General features: G+C 68.2%; 15 protein-coding genes and 1 tRNA gene. 6 read left to right on the forward strand and 10 right to left on the reverse strand.

Features of this window, described 5'->3' with window-relative positions:
- Positions 1 to 78: 78 nt before the first annotated feature.
- Positions 79 to 154: transfer RNA gene (locus GXW71_RS15865), tRNA-Glu, on the forward strand.
- Positions 155 to 2,972: 2,818 nt separating this feature from the next.
- Here the strand turns inward: GXW71_RS15865 and GXW71_RS15870 are convergent.
- A complete protein-coding gene (locus GXW71_RS15870; RefSeq protein ID WP_211853510.1) occupies positions 2,973 to 3,413 on the reverse strand; it encodes a MucR family transcriptional regulator in 441 nt (146 codons plus the stop codon).
- Positions 3,414 to 3,702: 289 nt separating this feature from the next.
- On the opposite strand from GXW71_RS15870, the gene GXW71_RS15875 reads away from it, so the two are divergent.
- Positions 3,703 to 4,338 carry a hypothetical protein gene (locus tag GXW71_RS15875; protein ID WP_211853511.1) on the forward strand — a complete coding sequence of 212 codons (636 nt, stop codon included), beginning with the start codon at positions 3,703 to 3,705 and terminating at the stop codon, positions 4,336 to 4,338.
- Positions 4,339 to 4,604: 266 nt separating this feature from the next.
- Here GXW71_RS15875 and GXW71_RS15880 read toward each other — a convergent pair whose 3' ends face one another.
- The gene (locus tag GXW71_RS15880; protein WP_211853512.1) at positions 4,605 to 4,988 is read right to left on the reverse strand and encodes a hypothetical protein; all 384 of its coding nucleotides are present in this window, start codon (positions 4,986 to 4,988) and stop codon (positions 4,605 to 4,607) included.
- A 356-nt stretch (positions 4,989 to 5,344) separates the two neighbouring features.
- Between GXW71_RS15880 and GXW71_RS35195 the strand changes: the two genes are divergently transcribed.
- Positions 5,345 to 5,995 (forward strand): cold-shock protein, encoded by a 651-nt coding sequence (locus tag GXW71_RS35195; protein WP_281417376.1) that lies wholly within the window; start codon positions 5,345 to 5,347, stop codon positions 5,993 to 5,995.
- 68 nt (positions 5,996 to 6,063) lie between these two features.
- Here the strand turns inward: GXW71_RS35195 and GXW71_RS15890 are convergent, their stop codons facing one another.
- Positions 6,064 to 7,497 carry an aminotransferase-like domain-containing protein gene (locus GXW71_RS15890; RefSeq protein ID WP_211853513.1) on the reverse strand — a complete coding sequence of 478 codons (1,434 nt, stop codon included), beginning with the start codon at positions 7,495 to 7,497 and terminating at the stop codon, positions 6,064 to 6,066.
- Positions 7,498 to 7,865: 368 nt separating this feature from the next.
- Here GXW71_RS15890 and GXW71_RS15895 point away from each other — a divergent pair, with 368 nt between their 5' ends.
- Together GXW71_RS15895 and GXW71_RS15900 are read left to right on the forward strand one after the other, a co-directional pair.
- Positions 7,866 to 9,152: an aspartate aminotransferase family protein gene (locus tag GXW71_RS15895; protein ID WP_211853514.1), complete on the forward strand. Its 1,287-nt coding sequence runs from the start codon at positions 7,866 to 7,868 to the stop codon at positions 9,150 to 9,152.
- On the forward strand, positions 9,149 to 10,567 hold the full coding sequence (locus GXW71_RS15900) for an amidase (RefSeq protein WP_211853515.1): 1,419 nt from the start codon (positions 9,149 to 9,151) through the stop codon (positions 10,565 to 10,567). The genes GXW71_RS15895 and GXW71_RS15900 overlap by 4 nt, the downstream gene beginning before the upstream one ends.
- Positions 10,568 to 10,576: 9 nt before the next feature.
- Here GXW71_RS15900 and GXW71_RS15905 read toward each other — a convergent pair whose 3' ends face one another.
- Entirely contained in the window at positions 10,577 to 12,793 is a 2,217-nt protein-coding gene (locus GXW71_RS15905; protein ID WP_246526618.1) for an amylo-alpha-1,6-glucosidase, read from the reverse strand.
- Between the two features lie 20 nt (positions 12,794 to 12,813).
- Positions 12,814 to 13,908, reverse strand: a complete 1,095-nt coding sequence (locus tag GXW71_RS15910) for a glycosyltransferase family 4 protein (protein WP_211853516.1) — start codon at positions 13,906 to 13,908, stop codon at positions 12,814 to 12,816.
- 413 nt (positions 13,909 to 14,321) lie between these two features.
- Between GXW71_RS15910 and ilvD the strand changes: the two genes are divergently transcribed.
- Positions 14,322 to 16,178: a dihydroxy-acid dehydratase gene (ilvD, locus tag GXW71_RS15915; RefSeq protein ID WP_211853517.1), complete on the forward strand. Its 1,857-nt coding sequence runs from the start codon at positions 14,322 to 14,324 to the stop codon at positions 16,176 to 16,178.
- A gap of 57 nt (positions 16,179 to 16,235) precedes the next feature.
- Here ilvD and GXW71_RS15920 read toward each other — a convergent pair whose 3' ends face one another.
- From GXW71_RS15920 to GXW71_RS15940, 5 genes are read right to left on the reverse strand one after another with little or no spacing between them, the layout of a single operon-like run.
- Complete coding sequence (locus GXW71_RS15920) at positions 16,236 to 17,261, reverse strand: tagatose 1,6-diphosphate aldolase (protein WP_211853518.1); 1,026 nt, start codon at positions 17,259 to 17,261, stop codon at positions 16,236 to 16,238.
- Entirely contained in the window at positions 17,261 to 18,163 is a 903-nt protein-coding gene (locus tag GXW71_RS15925; protein WP_211853519.1) for a PfkB family carbohydrate kinase, read from the reverse strand. Before GXW71_RS15925 ends, GXW71_RS15920 begins: the two co-directional genes overlap by 1 nt.
- Positions 18,160 to 19,125, reverse strand: a complete 966-nt coding sequence (locus GXW71_RS15930) for an alcohol dehydrogenase catalytic domain-containing protein (protein WP_211853520.1) — start codon at positions 19,123 to 19,125, stop codon at positions 18,160 to 18,162. Before GXW71_RS15930 ends, GXW71_RS15925 begins: the two co-directional genes overlap by 4 nt.
- Positions 19,122 to 19,937: a carbohydrate ABC transporter permease gene (locus GXW71_RS15935; protein WP_211853521.1), complete on the reverse strand. Its 816-nt coding sequence runs from the start codon at positions 19,935 to 19,937 to the stop codon at positions 19,122 to 19,124. Before GXW71_RS15935 ends, GXW71_RS15930 begins: the two co-directional genes overlap by 4 nt.
- On the reverse strand, positions 19,931 to 20,797 hold the full coding sequence (locus GXW71_RS15940; protein WP_211853522.1) for a carbohydrate ABC transporter permease: 867 nt from the start codon (positions 20,795 to 20,797) through the stop codon (positions 19,931 to 19,933). Before GXW71_RS15940 ends, GXW71_RS15935 begins: the two co-directional genes overlap by 7 nt.
- Between the last annotated feature and the right edge of the window lie 16 nt (positions 20,798 to 20,813).

Raw genomic sequence — 20,813 nt, forward strand, 5'->3', positions numbered from 1 at the left:
TCGGATGTGGAAAGAAAACTCGGCCAGGGTGGTTGATTGTCGCGCAGCGGGGGGCTAGAAGGCGCGCCTCGCGTCTGGGTCCCCTTCGTCTAGAGGCCTAGGACACCGCCCTCTCACGGCGGTAACAGGGGTTCGAATCCCCTAGGGGACGCCAACCTTTTCAACGGGTTGGCTCCGGGCGCGGCAGAGTTTCCCAAACATTTCCCCAACGATCATCCGGGAACAGCGAGGCCCGCCTGGGGACGGAGCATGGCCGCGGTATCGGCCGCTCGTCGCCTTGGGAAGGAACCACCCCGTTGCCGCGCTGACTCTTAATCAGCGGGTCCAAGGTTCGAATCCTTGTGCGCCCACCACCAGATTTCCCGGGGGCACACCGGGGGCACAAAGCACCGGCTGCATGTGCTGCGCCGCAAGCCCGGCGCCCGCACCTCTGGCAGCACCGATGAACAGCCAGCCGGACGTACTGCCTGGCAGCAGTGATCGAAATCGAAAGCGCCGTCACGCTAACGGCCGATGTCACTGTGGAAGGCACGCTCATCTCGGTCAGCGACTAGGTGGTTGCCGACATCAGCCAGCGGCATCGCCAACGCCCTGAGTTGGGGCGGGGCTAGGGCCTGCCTGAAGCCCGGCGGAAAACCTGAGTTTCTGGCTGTCCCTGCATTGCTCCCCATTCTTGCTGATCGGGCGTCCCGCGCAAAGTTGGTCGTTTGGCTCACGAACTGCGACTGCCATAGGCATGCTGCTGGGTTACGCGATCGGCGCAGTACTCTGGGTAAAGCTGCTGCTCTTGCTTCTTCTTTGAATAGCGTCGAGCCCGACCGAGGTGTGCCAACCGTGTCACCGGAATGTCCTCAGCCAGGTCGCTGCTGGAGCAAGGTGCGCGAGGTCGAGCGCAAATCTCCGCGGTGCTGCAGCCTTCGCGTGGGTCGTGCAGCGGGAGGGGCGCAAGGCGCCCCGAACGCGAGGCGAGATCCGCACACAGGCGATCCTGGATTGGGCGCTGGTTAACCGCGATCCCGAGGTTCAGAAGGCGGCCGATGCACTGTGGCGGGAGGTGCTCCGGCATCACCGCGCGGCGTGGGAATGCGAGGCGCAGAATCTCATCGCGCGATGGAACGATCCGACTTCGCCGCTCCACGATCTCCGACGGCGGTTGCGGGGCGAGATGGAGGACGAGTAGCCCGGCAGAGGAAGGCCGCCGCGCGGGGAACTAGGCGGACGGGCCGAGTTGGTGCTGCTCCCGGCAGCACCGGCGGAACGCAGCTTGAGCTTGGCGGTTGAGGTGATCGACGGCGTCTAATGTCGTGAGAGGCGATGGGCCCGCGATGGGTGGTCGCCGCCCTGAGTTCGGTTGAAAGCCGCAGCTTAATTCCGGGTTAGCGATGACGTGATACGAGCCTCGCCGTAAAAAGCCGGAGAGTGGCGTTGCCGCTATCGATTTCTAACAGCCGCGCCGTTGGGTTCCGCTCCGTGCGGGCTGAGCTTCGCAGCAGACGCCCAATCGCGATCGCATTCCTTGCCTTAGTCGCATCGGGATGTACCGCCCCTTGGGTTTATCAGCGTGAAGGAGCGACGATCGACCAGCGGCAGGCCGAGCGCCGCGACTGCAACCAGCGTGCGCAGCGTGAGGTCGGCACCGGCGTGGGTGGTTTTGCGGGTGGCGTCGGCGAAGGGATTGCCATCGCTCGAGCTACTCTTCGCTGTATGGACGAGGCGGGATGGCAGCGGGTTCCGCTTAGCACCTTGTCACCGGAAGATCGGACCGCGCTGTCCGCGACGTTGAGGGCCGGCGCGGCTCCGAGCGCGGGAACTCCATCGAACCCGGCCGCAGCAATGCCTGCTGCTCCAAGTACACCTCCTTAGGAACGGCGCGCCGCCCAGCAATACGTTTCCCCGCGCGCTCGTCTAGGCATGCGCCGATGACCGGCAGGCTGGTACCCGATGACGCCGCGGAATAGCACTCTCGAAACGGGGTCGCTGCTGGGTGTGAGTCACGAGTTTTCCTCAGCTATCATTACAAACGGAAGTGTCCCCCGATGCTCTATAGACCCCGGCGTTTGTTGCCGCTCGTCACCGCACTCGCACTTGCAGCTTGTACAAGCAACATCGGGCCATCAGATCCTCAAAATTTCAGGCCGTCTGTTCTCGGCGCCCTGACTGACAGCGGGCCCCCACCTCCAATTATCCAGCCGGCGTCTGTCCACGATATAAGCAATGTTCCATCGGTCGGTGGACAAATATTACGAGTCGTGTTGTTCGGTGTGGCCGGCGTGTACCGACCTCCGCTTTACATCGGAGCTGTCGCGTTGTCTGAAGAACGGCTGGACATTCTCATTTGGCATGCCGAAACCGAGCAATATCGGCGCTCTGTACAGCTACCGCTTTCAGCTCTCGTCAAGGTCGAGCTCACCGGGCCTCGTTCATCTTGGGTCGAAATTGAGACCGCGGTTCCAGCGAACAGCCGCATAGGGGAACCTGATACGCATAGTCGGTGGCGAGTATTCGCCCGGGAAATCAACGGTGACGACGACCGGCCTGGTGCCAGGGCGCTGTGCGAGGAACTTCGCCGCCGGCTTTCGGAGCTGAATGATGCCAGCAGGCGCGCGAACGTCGTCTGCTCGTGAGCGCGCAGCGCCAGAGCAACGCCGTCTGCCCCGCTAAGTGCTTCAGCTCGCCGCGGGGCCGCGACTGGATGGGGTCATTGACGTTGCGGGCCGCGCTGTCTGCCGGCCCCCGTCGCGCAGCGTCTCCAGTACCGCTCGGCGCATTCCGTCAGCGAGCGCCGACACCCGCTCGTCACGGTGCCGCATCTCGGTGTGCTCCATCAGGCTCGCCAGCGTCTCCGGCGGGATGCCGGCGGCCTAGCTCAGCGCCAGCGACAGGTTCGCGATGAGCATTGCCTGGCTCTGCGCGAGCAGGGCGAGCATGTCGCGGAGGGTGGCGTCGGGATCGGTGCTCACAGGGCAGGGCGCCTACTTGCCGCGCCTGCGGCTGGCCGGCTGCTTCGCCTTGGGTCTGCTGCCTAGCCCGATCTTCTTGGCCATCGCCGAACGGACAGCGGCATAGTTCGGGGCCACCATGGGATAGTCCTTCGGCAGCCCCCAGCGCTCCCGGTACTGCTCCGGCGTCAGGCCGAACGATGTCATGAGATGTCGCTTCATCGACTTCAGCTTCCGGCCGTCCTCTAGGCAGATCAGGTAGTCGGGCGTGATCGAACGCTTGATCGGCACGGCTGGCTGTCGCTTCTCCTCCGGCGGTGGGGACGGCTGTTCGCCGAGGCTCGCCAGCGTGCCATGCACGTTGTGGATCAGCGGCGGCAGGTCACCCGGGGTGACCGAGTTATTCGCGACGTGGGCGGCCACGATCTCGGCGGTCAGGGCGAGCAGGTCAGGGGTGGTGAAGTCGTCTGGCATACGGGCTCCAACTGGCACGAGCGACTCGATCCAAGGTCCCCATCATCCATGACAGCTCCGGGAAGACACTTGCGGACCTCGGCGGGGAACCTTGGCGCTTCTCTTCAGGCAGATCAGCGCCGGCCGCTCAGCTAACCCTGAATAACCCCAGGATCACCTCGACGTCATAGGCGCGGACAAGCTCAGCTAGTTACGATATCGATATTAAGTGGCTAAAGTAGCGATATGGCCCACTAATGCCACGCAGGCGAGTTCTGCAGGATCGAAGCGCAACCACCGGAGGCGAGCAATGCCGCTAACACATGTTCATCTCAACGTCCCGCTGGGGCAGAAGCCGCGCGGAAAGTTCGCCTGTGTCGATTCAGGCCTCGTCGGCATTTCCACCCATGGTCTGACGCCCTTCTGGTCCACCGGATTCTCGGGCTGCGTCGGCTTGGTATTCTGCGGCACCGGACAGTGGGGCGCGCTGGTGCATCTGAATCAGGCAATCCAGAATCCCACCAAGGACCTCGCGCTAGCGCTGGATATGTCGGCGCGCTTCGTCTGCGGCAAGATGAACATCGACCACGTAACCGAGGTGCTGATCTTCTATGGCGATCAAGGCGTGAATTATGGACAAAGTCAGAGTCTTACTGAACACGAAATCAAGCGTCTGCTTCGCTGTCAGCGCGTGATCGATCTTCGCCGTACCAATGAAAACGCTCCGGGCGCCCTCGATACCCCATTTGGCTCTGATTTCGTCTACGTGCCGAAGACGCAGACTGTCTATACGGCCGCCGCTGGGAACGCGCTGCAGATGACCGGCCTTGACGACGAGGACGAGGTTGTTCCTAAGCCAAACAGGTCTGATTTTCCCTACAAGGAAGGGCAAGAGGCCAAGCTCAATCCGGGGCTTGGCCACAAGGGCTGGTTCCAGGTGCCCTGAACGGCGGCGCGAGGCTCTGCCAGGAATGCGCGCAGCCGGGGGACGCCACCCCGGGCGGGGTGCATGGCACCGCGCGCTCAGCCCCTTCCGCTGCGGCAGCGCCCAAGGCGTCCGTTCCCATGTCCTCGATGTGCCCTTGCATGTTGCGAGAATCCTCGACGCCCGGGAGCCAGACGGGCGATCTGCGCACAGAGCAAGCAGGTGATTCAACTATATCCCGAGCTGCCAGGCGGCGACGGCTGGTTGGTCAGACGCCTAGGCTGCGATCAAGGCTTCGCCTGCAGACGCCGCGCCGCGCGGCGGAGGAGCCAGCCGGTCGGGCCGGGCGCTTCCGCGATCGCTTTCTGCAGCGCCCGTAACTCACCCTCGGCCTTGTTCCGGGCCAGGGACGCATCGAAGGCCTGTCCGCGGGCGATCTGCGCCGCCTCCAGCAGGGTCTCGATCTTCCGCGCCGTGAAGGCGTCGGTTCCCTGCTCCTCGATCTGCTGCAGCTTCGCGTGGGCTTCGGCTAGCTCACGGGCCAGCCGCTCGATCTCCGCGTCCTTGTCCCCCGCCTGTGGCCCGGCCTTCTTCAGCTTGCGGGCGGACATGTTCGGCCCGCCGACAACACCAGATGGCGGTTTGCCCGGACGAGGCTTGCGGCCCGCCATGCGGGCGCGTCCTAGCGCCGCCACGCTTCAGCGCCCGCGCCATTCCGCACCGCGGCTCGCCCGGCGGCCGAGGCACAGGATGCAGCGCGGCGCGTAGCGTGGTTCCGGAATGTCTTCGGCCCGCCCATCAGCGTCCCCCCCGATTCGATAAGCCGGTTCGACGCTGGGATCGTCGGCACTGTCCGGCCAATACCTTCTTCGTGAAGAGCCGGCCAGGTGTTCGTCGTCGGGCAAGCCCGCCAGGGCCTGATGGCAGCTTCGGGGACCCGGCCTCAGGCGACTGCGCCGATCGCCGGGTCCGATATGATCTGGTCCGAAGCGCAGCGTGCTCAAGCGTGCTACTCTCCGGCGCTGCAATGGGCGAGCTCGAAATGTCTGATACGCACGACTGGCGGCGCGACCGCAAATCCCGCAAACGCGGATCCGATGACACCATGTCTCAGGACAGCGGCTGGTCCGCGCCTGCGCAGCCGCCATCCCGGGGGGCGGCAGGCCAGCGGCGGCCTTCCGCTGGATCCGACACGGAGTACACCGCCGTGGTGAAGAGGTTCGATCCCGAGCGGGGATTCGGCTTCGTCGCGGTCGAGGGCGGCTCCGGCGACGCCTTCCTTCATATCAGCGTCCTCCAGCGCGCAGGGGCGGATCAAGTGGCCCTGGGCGCGCGGCTCAAGGTGCGAGTGGGTCAGGGCGAGCGAGGATTGCAGATCACCGAGGTCCTGGAGATCAAGAACGACGACCGCGCCCCGCCTCCGGCCAGGGAGAGGGCGCCGGCGTTCGGAACCGCACCGAGCGGTGACGGAAAAGAGGTTCGTGGCACGGTGAAGTGGTTCAATGCGACCAAGGGCTTCGGCTTCGTCACGCCCGATGACGGCGGCAGGGATGTGTTCGTGCACATCTCGGCCCTGGAGCGGAGTGGCACGACTCAGCTCTCCGAGGGCCAGGCAGTGACGATGCAGGTCGTGCAAGGGAAGAAGGGGCCGGAGGCAAGCACGATCCGGCCCGAATAGCCCCTCGGACGCGCGGCCGGATAGGACCAGGGCCGCGCCGTTGCCGATCGGTGAGCCGGCGCGGTGCTTCAGACGACGGCACCGAGCCCCGGTCCGCGCTGTGCCAGGACCGTGGCGATCCGCTGCAATGCCGACGTGAGCAGCGCCCGGCTCTCACCGCCGAGGCTCAGCCGCACGGCTTCGGGTGGCTGCGAATCATCCTGCATGAAGCCGTAGGCGGGCGCGACCAGCACCTGGCGCGTCATGAGCTCGGCCGCGAATTCCTCCGCGCGGCGGCCGGGCGGCATCGGCAGCCAGGCGTGATAGAGCGGCCGCAGCGCGGCCTGCGCACCGTCCCCCACCACCACCGCCGCATGCCCGAGATGCAGGCGCGCGAGGCGCACCCGCGCCATCGCCTCGGTGCGCTGCGCCCGCAGGCACGCCGCCGCGCCGCCATCGGCGATCAGCCGCTTCGCGACCGCGCCGTGCAGCCCCGAGCCGATCCAGCCGAGCGCATAGAGCGCTGATTCCACCGCATCGCGCAGGCGCGCGGGCGCCAGCACGTAGCCGACGCGCAAGCCCGGCGCGATGCTCTTGGACAGGCTGGTGACCAGGATGACGCGCTCGGGGGCGAGCAGGGCCAGCGGCGTCTCGTCGATGCTGCTCAAATGGCCGTTGATGTCGTCCTCGATGAGGACGAGATCGGCGGCACGTGCCGCAGCGATCACCGCCTGGCGCTGGGCGGGCGACATGGTCGCGGTGGTTGGGTTCTGCGTCACCGGCGTCAGCACGGCGGCACGCGGCCTGGCCTCGCGGCAGAGGCGCGCGAAGGCTTCGGTATCGAGCCCTTCGGCATCGATCGGCACGCCGATGAGTTCGATCTGGAGCAGCGCCGCCATGCGGCGAAGGCCGGTGTAGTGCAGCCGCTCGCAGAGCACGCGGTCGCCGGGGCGCGTCACCGCCTGTAAGGCGGCGAGCATGCCTTCATGCGCGCCCTGCACCACCAGCACCGCATCCGCCGTCGGCGACAGCCCGCGCAGGCGCAGCCAGTCGGCGCCTGCCTGGCGCGCCGCGGCGTCGCCGCCGAGCGCCTCGTAGCCGAACAGCGACGGGATGCGGGCGACGGCCGTGAGCGTGTCGCCGAGCACGGCCTCCACCGGGCCGGTGGGCGGCAGGCAGAGGCGGAGATCGGCGATGCCATCCGGCATCACGGAAGTTGCCGCGGACGCAGAGGCGACGAAGGTGCCGGACCCGCTGCGGGTGACGAGCACGCCGCGCCGCGTCAAATCCGCCATGGCACGCGTCAGGGTCGCGATGGTCACGCCGAGCTGGCGCGCGAGGCTGCGGTGCGGCGGCAGCCGCTGGCCCGCGGCGATGGTGCCGCCGGTCGCGAGCTGCTCCAGCGCCTCGATCACCTTGGTGTACTTCACGCGTTCCGCTCCGGGCACCCGGGCCAGGGGAGCGGGGGGCGCCGGCTTGCGGGGCGGGTCGCGGCGCGGGCGGGCGGGTGCTGGCATCTCCATCCAAGCATCCTAGGACAATTTGCTGGGCCCGGCCATGCCAGCGTCATCCCGGTGCCAAAATAGGCTCTTGTCAGGCCATGGCTGCCTCCCATAGCCTTCCGATCAACATAGAACGCTTCGCGACGGCCCAGGCCGTCCTACCCCGCCAGGTCTGTCACGGCTCCCTGCCCATGGAGCCTGGTACCGTGCCGAACTTGCCTGCTGCCTCCCTTCGCCGGCGGCTCCGCCCCTCGCTCTCGGCGAGCGAGCAGACGGATGCGCGCCCGCGTCCCGCATCATCGGCGGACGACGCGCTGCCGGGGGCGGCGCACTGATCTTCAACGCCCGGCGTACGCCGAGATGCGCCCAAGGACAGAGGAAGAGACCTGATGAAGACGGGTGTAGCGAATGCCGAGGAGCTGGCGCTGGTCGAGACCGCGAAGCGGGTGATGCCCGCCGGCGGATTCGGCAACATCGCGACCGACATCATCATTCGCGAAGGCCGTGCCGGCCGCGTCTGGGACGTCAGCGGCAACGAGTATGTCGATTACCTGCTGGGCTCCGGCCCGATGCTCGTCGGCCATGCCCACCCGGAGGTGAACGCCGCTGTCATGGAGCAGGTCGGCCGCGGCTCCACCTTCTTCGCCAACAATGAGCACGGCATCCAGCTCGCTGCCGAGATCGTCGAAGCGCTGCCCTGCGCCGACCAGGTGCGCTTCGCCAGCACCGGGACCGAGGCGGATGCCTATGCGATGCGCCTCGCGCGCGCCTGGCGCAAGCGCAGCAAGATCCTGAAGTTCGAAGGCGGCTATCACGGCATGAGCGATTACGGGCTGATGAGCCTGTGGCCGTCGCGCCCCGGCAATTCGGAAGCCGCGATCTCCGATTCCGCGGGCATCCCGGAGAGCGTGCAGGGCGAGATGCTGGTCGCCCCCTACAATGACCTCGCCGCCGCCGAGCAGCTCATCCACGCGCATCGGGACGAGCTCGCCGGGGTCATCGTCGAGCCGATGCAGCGGCTGATCCCGCCCGTCGCGGGCTTCCTGCAGGGGTTGCGCGCCATCACCGCCGAATACGGCATTCCGCTGATCTTCGACGAGGTCGTCACCGGCTTCCGCCTCGCTTACGGCGGCGGCCAGAGCTACTACGGGGTGACGCCCGATATCTGCACGCTCGGCAAGGTGATCGGCGGCGGCTATCCGCTCTCGGCGGTCGCCGGCCGCGCGGAGATCATGGCGCATTTCGATCAGGCGAAGGTCGGCGCCGCCGGCTTCATGCCGCAGATCGGCACCTTGAGCGGCAATCCGATCGCCGCCGTTGCCGGCCTCGCAACGCTCCGGATCCTGAAGCGCCCCGGCGCTTACGAGACGATCTTCGCGACCGGCCGCGCGATCTGGGCGGGGCTCGAGAAGGCGCTGAAGGATGCGGGGCAGCAGGCCCTGATCCTCGGCGAGCCCGTGATGTTCGACGCGCTCTTCACCGCCCGCGGCTCGGTCACCGATTATCGCGGCACGCTCGATGTCGACAAGGCGCGCAGCAAGCGGTTCAACGAGCTCGTCCGCGAGCGCGGGGTCTTCAAGAGCGACAGCAAGATCTACATCTCCCTCGCCCATGACGCGCGCGATGTGCAGGACACGGTCGCGGCCTTCACCGAAGCGGCAGGGATGCTGGCATGAGTGCTGTGGAGATCGCCTGGCTGCCGGCGACCGAGATGGCGGCGCTGGTGCGGCGGAAGGCGGTCTCGCCGGTCGAGATCATCGACGCCGTGCTCGCGCAGGTCGCGGCGCATGAGCCGCGCATCAATGCCTTTACCCAGGTGCTCGCCGATCAGGCGCGGGCGGCAGCGCGCAGCGCCGAGCGCGCGATGATGGCGGGGGAGGCGACCGGCCCGTTGCATGGCGTGCCGGTCACGATCAAGGACCTGACGCCGATGCGCGGCCTGCCGATGCAGAGCGGGTCGCTGATCCACAAGGGCACGGTGTCCGAGGAGGATGCGCCGGTCATCACCCGCCTGGCCGATGCCGGCGCCATCATCATCGGCAAGACGACGACGCCGGAATTCGGCTGGACCGGCGTCAGCCACAGCCCGCTCAGCGGCGCCACCCACAACCCCTGGAAGCATGGCTACAATGCCGGTGCTTCCTCGGCCGGCGCCGGGGCGGCCGCCGCGGCGGGCTTCGGCCCGCTGCACCAGGGTGGCGACGGCGCCGGCTCCATCCGCATGCCCGCGCATTTCTGCGGCGTCTTCGGCATGAAGCCGAGCTATGGCCGCATTCCCTACTATCCGGTCGGCGTCGGCGACTACACCGCCCATCTCGGGCCGCTGACCCGCACGGTCGCCGATGCCGCCCTGATGATGCAGGCGGTCGCCGGGCCGCATCCCTGGGACCACACCTCGCTGGAGGCGGCGCCGGCCGATTATCCCGCGCGCCTGCACGACCCGGTGCGCGGGCGCCGCATCGCCTTCAGCGCGGATCTCGGCCATGCCCGTGTGGACCCCGAGGTCGCGTCGCTGGTCCGCCGCGCGGCGGAGAGCTTCGCGGCTGCGGCCGAGGCCGAGCTCATCGAGGTCACGCCATCCTGGGGGAAGCTCGGCCCGGAGCTCGCGCGCTTCTTCTGGGCGGCCACTTACTCCCGGCTCGTCCCGCATCTCGATGAATGGGCGGACCGGATGGACCAGGGGCTGGTCGCCTGCATCCGCGACGGTGCGCGCTATTCCATCCCCGACTACCAGGCCATGCGGGCGCGGAAATACCAATACATCGCGGAGATCCACCGCTTCTTCGAAGGCGTCGATCTGCTGCTGACGCCGGCGGTTTCGGTCGCTGCCTTCCCGCTGCCGCGGCTGCAACCTGAACACTGGCCGCAGCATCCCTGGGACTGGCTGTCCTGGGCGGAATTCTCCTACCCGTTCAACTATGCCGGCAATCCCGCGGCGAGCGTGCCCTGCGGTTTCACGCCAGCGGGATTGCCGGTCGGGCTGCAGATCGTCGGTCGCCGCTTCGACGATCTCGGCGTGCTGCAGGCGGCGGCATTGTTCGAGAAGGCGCGGCCTTGGGCCGACCGGCGGCCGGATCTGGCGGCGGGCTGAGGGGGGCGCTCAGCTCTTGGTCAGCACCCGGACCGGCCCCTTCCGGTCCAGCACATCGACGACGACGCTGCGGCCCGAGCGCCGCAGCGCTACATCCGCCGACCCGCCGCCGATCACCAGGTTGCGCAGCACGACGTCGTCGAGGAAGTCCGGCAGCACTGGCTCGGTGAAGCTGATCTGGGCCTCGCCGGGATCGAAGCCGAGGCCGAGGCAGGATTGCAGCAAAGAGAGCGGTGCGGCCGCGGCCCAGGCCTGCGGTGTGCAGGCGACCGGGTAGAAGGTCGGCCCCTGCGTGCGCTGCCGCGGGAAGCCGCAGAAGAGCTCCGGTAGACGGCGCAGGTCGATATAGGTCGAGGCGGCGAAGAGCCCTTCGAAGATTCGCGCCGCCTCCTGCTGGAAGCCGTAGCGGGCGCAACCCGCCGCGATCAGGGCATTGTCGTGCGGCCAGACCGAGCCGTTGTGGTAGCTCATCGGGTTGTAGCGGGCCTCGGCCGCGCCCAGCGTCCGGACGCCCCAGCCGCAGAAGAAGGGCGCGCTCATCAGCATGGCGACCACGGAAGGCGCGCGTTCGGGGAAGGCGATCCCGGTCAGCAGCGCATGCCCGGCATTGGATGTGCGCACCCGGCAGGGCCGCTTATCGCCGTCGAGCGCCAGCACGTAAGTGCCGAGCTCAACATCGAAGAAGCGCTTGTCGAAGGCTTCGCGCAGTGCCTCTGCCCGCATGTCGAATGCGGCAGCGCGCTCGGCGTCGCCGAGCCGGAGCGCGACCGCCGCCGCTGCCCTCCAGGCACCGTAGACATAGGCCTGGACCTCGGCCAGCGCGATCGGACCGCGCGCCAGCGCGCCATCGGCATGGAAGACCGAATCATGGCTGTCCTTCCATCCCTGGTTGATCAGCCCGTCCGCGGTCTGCCGCCCGTATTCGACGAAGCCATCCCCGTCGCGATCGCCGTGCTCCTCGATCCAGGAGAGCGCCGCTTCGATATGCGGCCAGAGGCCGCGCAGCGTGGCGATATCCCCGGTGCGCTCCAGATAGGCGCCGGCCAGCATGACGAAGAGCGGCGTGGAATCGACGCTGCCGTAGTAGCGGCGGAAGGGCACTTCGCCGAGCTCGGCCATCTCGCCATGGCGGACCTCGTGCAGGATCTTGCCCGGTTCCGCATCGGCGGCCGGATCGGTCGCGATCGCCTGGTTCGCCGCGAGATGGCCGAGCACGCCGCGTGCGATCGCCGGGTCGAGCCAGAGCGTCTCGAGCGCGGTGATCAGCGCATCGCGGCCGAAGACCGTGCTGAACCAGGGGATGCCGGCATAGGGGTAAGGGCCTTCCGGCGTATCCGTCGTGAGCATCGCGAGGTCGGACAGGCTGCGGCGCGCCGCCTCGTTGAAGATATCGTTCGAGGTCGTGATCGATGCCGCACGGGCGGTGGCGGCGCGCAGCGCCCGCCGGGCGTCGCGCAGCCCGCTGAAGAAGGCGCGGCGGGGCGGGCGATTGGCGCCCTCCGTGCCGCAGGTTACTTCGAGGAAGAGTGAGCGCGTCTCCCTGGGCGCGAGATCCAGGGTGAAGATGGCGTCTCGTCCGGTCAGCCGCGTCGGCGCCGGATCGAAGGAGAGGGTGGTGACCCGGCGGCGCTTGTCGAGCCCGGTATAGCTGAGCGTGACGCGGCTCGCGTCGATCTCCGGCGCATGGCTTTCGCCCCGCCGCTCCCGCCGCGTGCCGCGCACTTCGAAGAGGTCGGCGAAATCCGCTTCGAAGGTGAGTTCGAGCGAGATGCGGCGCGGTTCCTCGTCGAAGTTCCGCACCACCAGCCGCTCGAAGCAGGCGGCTTTCCAGAGGAAGCGCGAGCGGCGGATATGGACGAGGTCATGCGCCAGGACGAGCCGGCCCTCGCCGTTGAAGAGGTCGGGGTTGGTGAGGTCGCAGGTGAGGGTGGCGTTGTCGTCGCGGAGCGTCGAGCTCAGCAGCATCGGCCGCAGGCCCCCGATCGTGAGATAGAGGTGCGACAGGTACCGGGTGTCGCGATGGAAGATGCCTTCCGGGCTGCCCGGCCCTGACAGCGCATCGCCATTGTGGTCGAAGACCGCGAAGGTGTCGTCATGCTTCAAGGTGCGCGGCCGGCGTTCCTGCAGGGATGCGGCGGCCGGAATGAAGAACTGGGCAAGCTGGCCTGCGCCGGCGCTGGCGAGCGCCGGCGCATGAGGCATGGCATCGGCGCTCGGCGTCTGCATCTTCAGGCTCCTTCAACCGTTCAGGCGACGACCTGCAGCCCGATATCCTGGCCCACGGTGCGCCGCAGCCGCGCAGCCTCCGTGCGGACGCCCGGCAGATCGCGATAGAGGGCGACATAATCGTCCGCCATGCGGCTGGCCGTGAAGCGTCGCTCGAAGACAGCACGCACCTTCGCACGGTCGAGGTCGGCCACGCGATGGAGGGCCGCAACCGCGCCATCGGCATCGTGAACGATATGGCCGGTGATTCCATCATCGATCACCTCCGGCACGGAGCCGTGGCCGAAGGCGATGACCGGCGTCCCGCAAGCCATGGCCTCGATCATCACCAGCCCGAAGGGCTCCGGCCAGTCGATGGGGAAGAGCAGGGCGCGCGCATTGCCCAGGAATTCCGCCTTCTGGTGCTCGTTGATCTCGCCGATGAAGGTGACATTCGGATGCGCCGCGATCATCGGCGCGATCACCATGTCCCAATAGCCCTGATCAGCCTTGTCCACCTTGGCGGCGATCCGAAGCGGCATCTTCGCGCGCGCCGCGATCTCGATCGCGCGGTCCGGCCGCTTCTCCGGCGAGATGCGGCCGAGAAAGGCGAGATAGTCGCCCTCCGGCCTGGCGGTGAAGGGCAGCAGGTCGCGCGGCAGGCCGTGATGGATGGTGCCCAGCCAGCGGACCGGCGGCATCGGCTTGCGTTGGTCGTCGGAGATCGAGACCAGAGGCATGTCAGGAAAAGCGGCGTAGAGGGGGTGCAGATCGGGAAGGTCCAGCCTTCCGTGCAGGGTCGTCACGGTCCGGTCGGCAAAATCGCGGACCAGCGGATAGTGCAGATAGTCGATATGGAAGTGCAGCACGTCGAACTCATCGGCGCGCCGGCACACCGCGTCCAACATCATGACGTGGTGGGGCAGCGGATCCTTCACCATGGGATCGAGGCGGAGCGCCATGGCGGAGCAGGGCACGAGCCGCGCGGAGGTCTCGGAATCGCCACTGGCGAAGAGGGTGACGTCATGGCCCTGCCGGACGAGTTCCTCGGTCAGATAGGAGACGATCCGCTCGGTGCCGCCGTAGAGCTTCGGCGGGCAGCTTTCGGCGAGCGGTGCGATCTGGGCGATCTTCATCGGTGATGTGCCCCCTCGTTCCCTGCGGCATCGACGAGCGCGACGCGATTCTTCATTAGGCGGACTTGCATGCAGATCCTCCTGATGCAGAACGACGATATCGTGAGCCGGCGGCGGAACCGCCTGGACAGAAACGAGCTAGGGCGCGGATTTCATTGTTCAAGATCAACGGGATGCGCCTGGGCCTGACATCTTGCAGCAATCCGATCAGGCTTCCGTCAGCCGGTTCCGGGCGCCGTCGGCCTGCCGCGGGCGCCGTCTACCCGCCCAATCCTCCGCCCGTTTGATCCGAATCCGGACCGACCGCCCGCAGGGCAGCTTCCTCCTGGGGCGGGTGGCCGGCCGCGCCGCCCGGGGCTAAACCTGCCTCATCAGCCAGGCAGGCTGCCGATCGCCCGCACAGGACCGCCGAGATGCCCCAGTACCGCTCCCGCACCACCACCCACGGCCGCAACATGGCCGGTGCCCGCGGGCTCTGGCGCGCGACCGGCATGAAGGACGGCGATTTCGGCAAGCCGATCATCGCGGTGGTCAACAGCTTCACCCAGTTCGTCCCCGGCCATGTCCACCTGAAGGACCTCGGCCAGCTCGTCGCGCGCGAGATCGAGGCGGCCGGCGGCGTCGCCAAGGAATTCAACACCATCGCCGTCGATGACGGCATCGCCATGGGCCATGACGGCATGCTCTACAGCCTGCCGTCGCGGGAGCTGATCGCCGACAGCGTCGAATACATGGTCAATGCGCATTGCGCCGACGCCATGGTCTGCATTTCCAATTGCGACAAAATCACGCCCGGCATGCTGATGGCGGCGATGCGGCTGAATATCCCCGTGATCTTCGTCTCCGGCGGGCCGATGGAGGCCGGCAAGGTCGTCCACCGCGGCCAGAAGCGTTCCGTCGATCTGATCGACGCCATGATCGCCGCGGCCGACAGCAACGTGACCGATGCTGAGGTGGCGGTCATCGAACGCTCCGCCTGCCCGACCTGCGGCTCCTGCTCCGGCATGTTCACCGCGAACTCGATGAACTGCCTGACCGAGGCGCTGGGCCTGGCGCTGCCCGGCAACGGCACCGTCGTCGCGACCCATGCCGACCGCAAGCGGCTGTTCCTGGAAGCGGGACGCCGCATCGTCGAGATCACCCGCGCGCATTACGAGACCGACGACATGACGCTGCTGCCGCGTCACATCGCTGGTTTCGCCGCCTTCGAGAATGCGATGACGCTCGACATCGCCATGGGCGGGTCCACCAACACCGTCCTGCATCTGCTGGCGGCCGCCCAGGAAGGCGGGGTCGACTTCACCATGCGCGACATCGACCGCCTGTCGCGCCGCGTGCCGGTGCTCTGCAAGGTGGCACCCTCGGTCGCCAATGTGCATGTGGAGGATGTCCACCGCGCCGGCGGCATCATGGGCATCCTGGGCGAGCTCGATCGCGCCGGGCTGCTCGACACCAGCGTCAGCCGGGTGGATGCGCCGACCCTGGCCGAGGCGCTGCAGCGCTGGGACGTGCAGCGCACCGCGGATGAGGCGGTGCGCCATTTCTTCCGCGCGGCACCCGGCGGCATCCCGACCACGGTGGCCTTTAGCCAGGACAGCCGCTGGGAGGCGCTGGATGTCGACCGTGAGAAGGGTGTCATCCGCGACGTGGCGCATGCCTTCTCGGCCGATGGCGGCCTCGCGGTGCTCTACGGCAACCTGGCTGAGGAGGGCTGCATCGTGAAGACTGCCGGCGTCGATGCCAGCATCCTCCGCTTCACCGGCCCCGCCCGCGTCTTCGAGAGCCAGGATGCGTCGGTCGACGGCATCCTGGGCGGCACCGTGACGGCCGGGGAGGTGGTGCTGGTGCGCTACGAAGGCCCGCGCGGCGGCCCGGGCATGCAGGAGATGCTGTATCCGACCAGCTACCTGAAGTCGAAGGGCCTCGGGAAGCAATGCGCGCTGGTCACCGACGGGCGTTTCTCGGGTGGCTCCTCGGGGCTCTCGATCGGGCATGTCTCGCCGGAAGCGGCGGAAGGCGGCCTGATCGGCCTGGTCGAGGATGGCGACATGATCGAGATCGACATCCCCGCGCGGAGCATCCGCCTCGCCGTGCCGGACGAAGAACTGGCCCGCCGCCGCGCGGCGATGGAGGCTCGTGGCGACGCCGCCTGGCAGCCGAGCGAGGCGCGCAAGCGCCAGGTCTCGACCGCGCTCCGTGCCTATGGCGCCATGGCGACCAGCGCCGCGCGGGGCGCGGTGCGCGACGTCAACGCCCTGCGCCGTCGCTGACGGCGCAGGGGTGCCGGCCCCGTCAGCTCCCGGCCGGCAGGGACATTCAGGCCGGCGTCAGGCTGCGGCATAGCCTTCCGGGAAGACTGGCTCGCGCAAGGCGGGGGCCGGCATCTTGCCGCCGAAGGCCCGGTGCGCGTGCCAGGCGTGGCCCTTGGCGTCCGTGAGTGCGTTCAGCCGGTCGCAGATCGCCATGCTCTCGGTCGCCAGCGAGCGCTCCATGGCGGCGTAGTCCGGGAAATGCGCGAAGGCCTCGGACCAGATCGCCCGCCCAGCGAGGTAGCCGGCGGCGCCGGCGCGATAGGCGTAGTGCAGGGACCGCAGGAAATCCTCGGCCCCGGCGCCGGCGGAGAGCATCACCCAGGGCCGCGGCAGCATCGCCGCCATCCTGTCATAGCCGCGCTGCAGCGCGGCGGCGGCCTTGCCGTCCGGATCGGGAACCTGGTGGATCGGGCCGGGTGGTTCGACCTTGAAGATGTCGACGCCGAATTTCGGGTCGCAGAAAGGCCGGATGGATTCGATCACCAGCTCTTCGCGCCGCAGCTCCAGGCTGGCGGGATCCTCGCCCGGCAAGGGGTAGATCAGCACCTCCAGCAGCATGACGATGTCCTGCCGTGCACAGGCTTCCCCCGCCGCCTGCACGAAGGCCTCCTGATGCGCGCGTACCTCCGGTGATGCATCGGGCCGGTACCAGACCAGCACCTTCACGGCGTCGCCGCCGATCCGGCGCGTCTTGCCGACCGACCATTCCGGGATCGGGATCGACTTGCGCCCGAGCGGCGTGTTCTCGGTCACCGAATGCTCGTAGGAGAGCATGAGGCCGATATCGGCGGGGATCTCGCCGATGCAATTGGCATAGGCGTAGTTCGGATCCATCAGGATGGCGGAGGCCTGCGGCGCGAGATGCTTCGCGAGCAGCCGCTTGACCGCGACCACATCCTCGCGCGGCGGTTCGCGCGTGCCGCGCTTCTCCGCGATCGGGCCGAAGAGTGGCGTGCGCTGGTCGATCGCGACCATCTTCCAATGTCCGGCCGCATCGGCCAGCCGCCGCAGGCCCCAGAGCTTTCCAGGCGAGATCTGCATCAGGTCTTCTCCTTCATGATCATCCGGTCGACCGCGGCGCGCCCAGGCATGCCGTCCCATCCCATGCCGCGCTCGGCCTTCGCGGCCGCGGTGGCGGAGGCGAAGCGGGCGGCCTCGAGCGGCGGCATCGCTTCCGCCAGGCCCAGCGCATAGGCGCCGTGGAACACGTCACCGCAGCCCGTGGTGTCGCGTGGCATGACGGGAAAGGCGGCGACCGGCAGGATCCGATCGTCAATCCACCAGAGGCTGCCGGCAGCACCGCAGGTGACGGCGACGACGCCCGCGATCCGTGCGGCGGCACGGCGGAGCTGCGCCTCGATCTCGCTGGCGCCGACGAAGTCGGTGAGCCCTTCCTGCGAAAAGACGACGTGATCGGCGAGGGCGGTGAGGCGTTCCAGCACGCCGGTATCGCCGCCATCGGCATCGAGCACGCGGGTGATGCCGCGGTCGCGGGCGCGCCGCAGCGCCGCTTCGGCGCCCTGCGGCCAGCGCGTATCGGCGAGCAGCACGGCGACGCCGGCGAGATCATCCATCGGCAGCAGCGCGGCCTCGCTCGGCAACCCGCTGCGGTCGACGATGATGCTGCGCTCGCCGGAGGGTTCGACGATGACGGCCGCGCGCACTGTCCGGCCGCCCGGCACCACGGCAAGGCCGGAGAGATCGACGCCATGCCGGGCCATGGCGCTGCGCAGCGCGGCCCCGGCGCTGTCGTCGCCGACCCGGCCCCACCAGGACGCGGCGCCGCCGAGGGCCGCGATCGCGACCGCGGCGGTCGCGGCCGGCCCACCACCACTCTCGCGGAAGCCCAGCGCGGTCGTCTTGACGCCGACGCGCGGCATGGCGCCGACCTCGTAGACCTGGTCGAGCACGCCATTGCCGACGCAGACGATGCGGCCTGTCACGCGGGCACCAGCAGCGGCTTCAGCCGCTCCCCCCGCGCGAAGGCGGCGAAGAGGGCTCCGAGCCCGTCGAGCTCGACCTGTTCATCGACCAGCCGGGCGTAGCGCGCCTGGTCGGCGCGCAGCAGGTCCAGGTTGGCGGCGTAGTCGCCGATCGGGAAATAGAAGGACCGGATCAGGAAGAAGTCCTTGAGCCGGATGGAGCGCGTCTCGGTCAGCGACCAGGCATCGGATTCCCCGAGCTGCACGATCGCGCCTTCCGGCCCCACCGCTTCGAGTGCCAATTGCCGTGCGGCATCCTTGCCGGTCGCCTCGACGACCAGCGGATAGCGGCCGGTCGCGGCTTGCTCCGGGGTGGTGGGCAGCGCCCCGAGCGAGGTGGCGAATTCGGCGCGGTAGCGCGTCGGATCGATCACATCGATCGGTCCGAAGCCGAGGCGCGAGAGCACCAGGATGGCGCCGAGGCCGATCGGGCCGGCGCCGAGCACCAGCGCGCGGCCGCCCGGCACCACGCGCTTCGCCTGGCGGATGCCATGCGCGGCGGTGCCGATGGTGTCGAGCAGCAGCGGTGCCAGCGCATCCGGGATGTCGTCCGGCACCGGCAGCAGGCAGCGCTCGGGCGCGACCAGCACTTCGGCATAGCCGCCGGGCCGCTGCCAGCCGAGCAACTCCCGGCTCCCGGTGCAGAGCTGGGTGCGGCCGGCCGTGCAATCCTCGCAGCGGCCGCAGAAGACCGGGATATAGACGACGACGCGTTCGCCATGGCGGGGATGGCCAGGTTGCTCGATGCGGCCGGCGATCTCGTGGCCGGAGGTGACCGGCCAGCCCTGCCGCCAGGGCCGGAAATCGCTGCCACAGAGTGCGCAGGCGGCGACGCGCACCGTGACCTCGCCTTCGCCCGGCACCGGGGCGGCGACCTCCTCGATGGTGATGCGGCCCTGGCCATGGAATTTCGCGGCTTTCATCCCTTAACGGCTCCTGCTGCGAGGCCGCCGACCAGCCGGCGCTGGATCAGCAGCGTGAGAATGAGCGGCGGCAGCGCGATCACCACTGCGGCCGCCATCAGGGCGCCCCAGTTGGTCACGCCCTCGCCGATGAAGTTGAAGCTCGCGACGATCGCCGTCTTGGTCTCGATGCCGGACAGCACCAGCGCGAAGAGGAAGTAGTTCCAGGAGAAGACGAAGCTCAGGATCGAGGCCACGACGATGCCGGGCATCACCACCGGGAAGACGACGCGCGTCAGGATCTGGTCTTGCCGGGCGCCGTCGATCTGGGCGCTTTCGACGAGCTCGCGCGGGACGCCGTCGAAATAGGGCAGCAGCACCCAGATCACGACCGGCAGGGTGATCACCGCATGGGTCAGGATCAGCACGAGATGGCTGCCCACCAGCCCGGCCGCGCTGAACATCAGCAGCCAGGGCAGCAGGAACAAGGTGCCCGGCGCCATGCGGGCGAAGAGCGTCGCGGTCGCCGGCCAGGACATGCGATGCCAGGAGATGGCGAAGGTCGCCGGTGCGCCGAGCGCGAGACCGAGCAGGGTCGAGCCGCAGGCGACGATCAGGCTGTTCAGCGTGTTGTGCAGGAAGTCGTTGCGCCCGAACAGCTCGACGAAATTCTCGAGCGTCGGCGTGAAGAAGAGGCGTGGCGGAAAGGCCGCCACCTCGGTCCGCGGCTTGAAAGCCGAGAGGAAGGTCCAGGCGATCGGCAGCACCAGGATGACCAGCACGATGAGGAGCTGGATCCGGTCCGCCAGGCGCAGCAGGCGACGCATCACCATGTCACCGCTCGCCGGAGCCGGGTGAAGACGAGGACGGAACCGAAGACGATCGCCGAGAGCGTCACCATGATGGCGCTGGCGTAGCCGAGATCGAAGAACTCGAAGCCGCGGCGATAGGCCAGGATGTTCAGCGTGGTGCTGGCGGTGCCGGGGCCGCCCTGCGTCGTCAAGTAGATGATGTCGAAGAAGCGCAGGATGTCGACGCTACGCAGCACCGCCGCGGTGATCAGGGTCGGTGCCAGCAGCGGCAAGGTCACGCGGCGGAAGCGCCACCAGCCATTGGCACCGTCGATCTCGGCCGCTTCGAAGACATCCTGCGGCAGCGAGAGGTAGCCGCCCATGACGATGAGCGCGACGAAGGGCGTCCATTGCCAGGTGTCGAGCGCCGCGATGGTCAGCATGACGGTGTCCGGATCGGACAGCCACAGCCCCGGCGGCAGTCCCGCCTGTTCGAGCAGCCAGTTGGCGATGCCGAAGCTGGGGTCGAGGATGACGATCGCCATCATGCCGACCACCACCGGCGGCAGCATGAAGGGGGAGACCATGATGGTGCGTACCAGGCCCTGCGCGGACCGGGAGCGGGCCAGCAGCAGGCCGAGCCAGGTGCCGAGCACGAGCTGCAGCGACAGCGAGACGACATAGAGAAACAGGGTCAGGCGCAGCCCGTTCCAGAACTCCTCATCGGCCAGCAGACGCGCGAAATTGCCGAGGCCGATGAAGCGAGGATCGGCCCCGAGCGCGACATCGCTGAGCGACAGCCAGATGGCGTAGCCGAAGGGGAAGACGATCATCCCGGCGGCGAAGATCACCGCGGGCGCCGCCATCCAATGGAAGCTGCTGGAGAGTCTGGCGCGCGCCATGCGACCGCCGGCGGGG

The sequence above is a fragment of the Plastoroseomonas hellenica genome, assembly GCF_018129085.1.
GTDB classification, from domain to species: Bacteria; Pseudomonadota; Alphaproteobacteria; order Acetobacterales; family Acetobacteraceae; genus Plastoroseomonas; species Plastoroseomonas hellenica.

Excerpts from the sequence above, each read along its gene's own strand:
- GXW71_RS15870 (WP_211853510.1), bottom strand. The coding sequence starts at position 3,413 with ATGCCAGACGACTTCACCACCCCTGACCTGCTCGCCCTGACCGCCGAG.
- GXW71_RS15875 (WP_211853511.1), top strand. The coding sequence starts at position 3,703 with ATGCCGCTAACACATGTTCATCTCAACGTCCCGCTGGGGCAGAAGCCG.
- GXW71_RS15880 (WP_211853512.1), bottom strand. The coding sequence starts at position 4,988 with ATGGCGGGCCGCAAGCCTCGTCCGGGCAAACCGCCATCTGGTGTTGTC.
- GXW71_RS35195 (WP_281417376.1), top strand. The coding sequence starts at position 5,345 with ATGGGCGAGCTCGAAATGTCTGATACGCACGACTGGCGGCGCGACCGC.
- GXW71_RS15890 (WP_211853513.1), bottom strand. The coding sequence starts at position 7,497 with ATGGAGATGCCAGCACCCGCCCGCCCGCGCCGCGACCCGCCCCGCAAG.
- GXW71_RS15895 (WP_211853514.1), top strand. The coding sequence starts at position 7,866 with ATGAAGACGGGTGTAGCGAATGCCGAGGAGCTGGCGCTGGTCGAGACC.
- GXW71_RS15900 (WP_211853515.1), top strand. The coding sequence starts at position 9,149 with ATGAGTGCTGTGGAGATCGCCTGGCTGCCGGCGACCGAGATGGCGGCG.
- GXW71_RS15905 (WP_246526618.1), bottom strand. The coding sequence starts at position 12,793 with ATGCAGACGCCGAGCGCCGATGCCATGCCTCATGCGCCGGCGCTCGCC.
- GXW71_RS15910 (WP_211853516.1), bottom strand. The coding sequence starts at position 13,908 with ATGAAGATCGCCCAGATCGCACCGCTCGCCGAAAGCTGCCCGCCGAAG.
- ilvD (WP_211853517.1), top strand. The coding sequence starts at position 14,322 with ATGCCCCAGTACCGCTCCCGCACCACCACCCACGGCCGCAACATGGCC.
- GXW71_RS15920 (WP_211853518.1), bottom strand. The coding sequence starts at position 17,261 with ATGCAGATCTCGCCTGGAAAGCTCTGGGGCCTGCGGCGGCTGGCCGAT.
- GXW71_RS15930 (WP_211853520.1), bottom strand. The coding sequence starts at position 19,125 with ATGAAAGCCGCGAAATTCCATGGCCAGGGCCGCATCACCATCGAGGAG.
- GXW71_RS15935 (WP_211853521.1), bottom strand. The coding sequence starts at position 19,937 with ATGGTGATGCGTCGCCTGCTGCGCCTGGCGGACCGGATCCAGCTCCTC.
- GXW71_RS15940 (WP_211853522.1), bottom strand. The coding sequence starts at position 20,797 with ATGGCGCGCGCCAGACTCTCCAGCAGCTTCCATTGGATGGCGGCGCCC.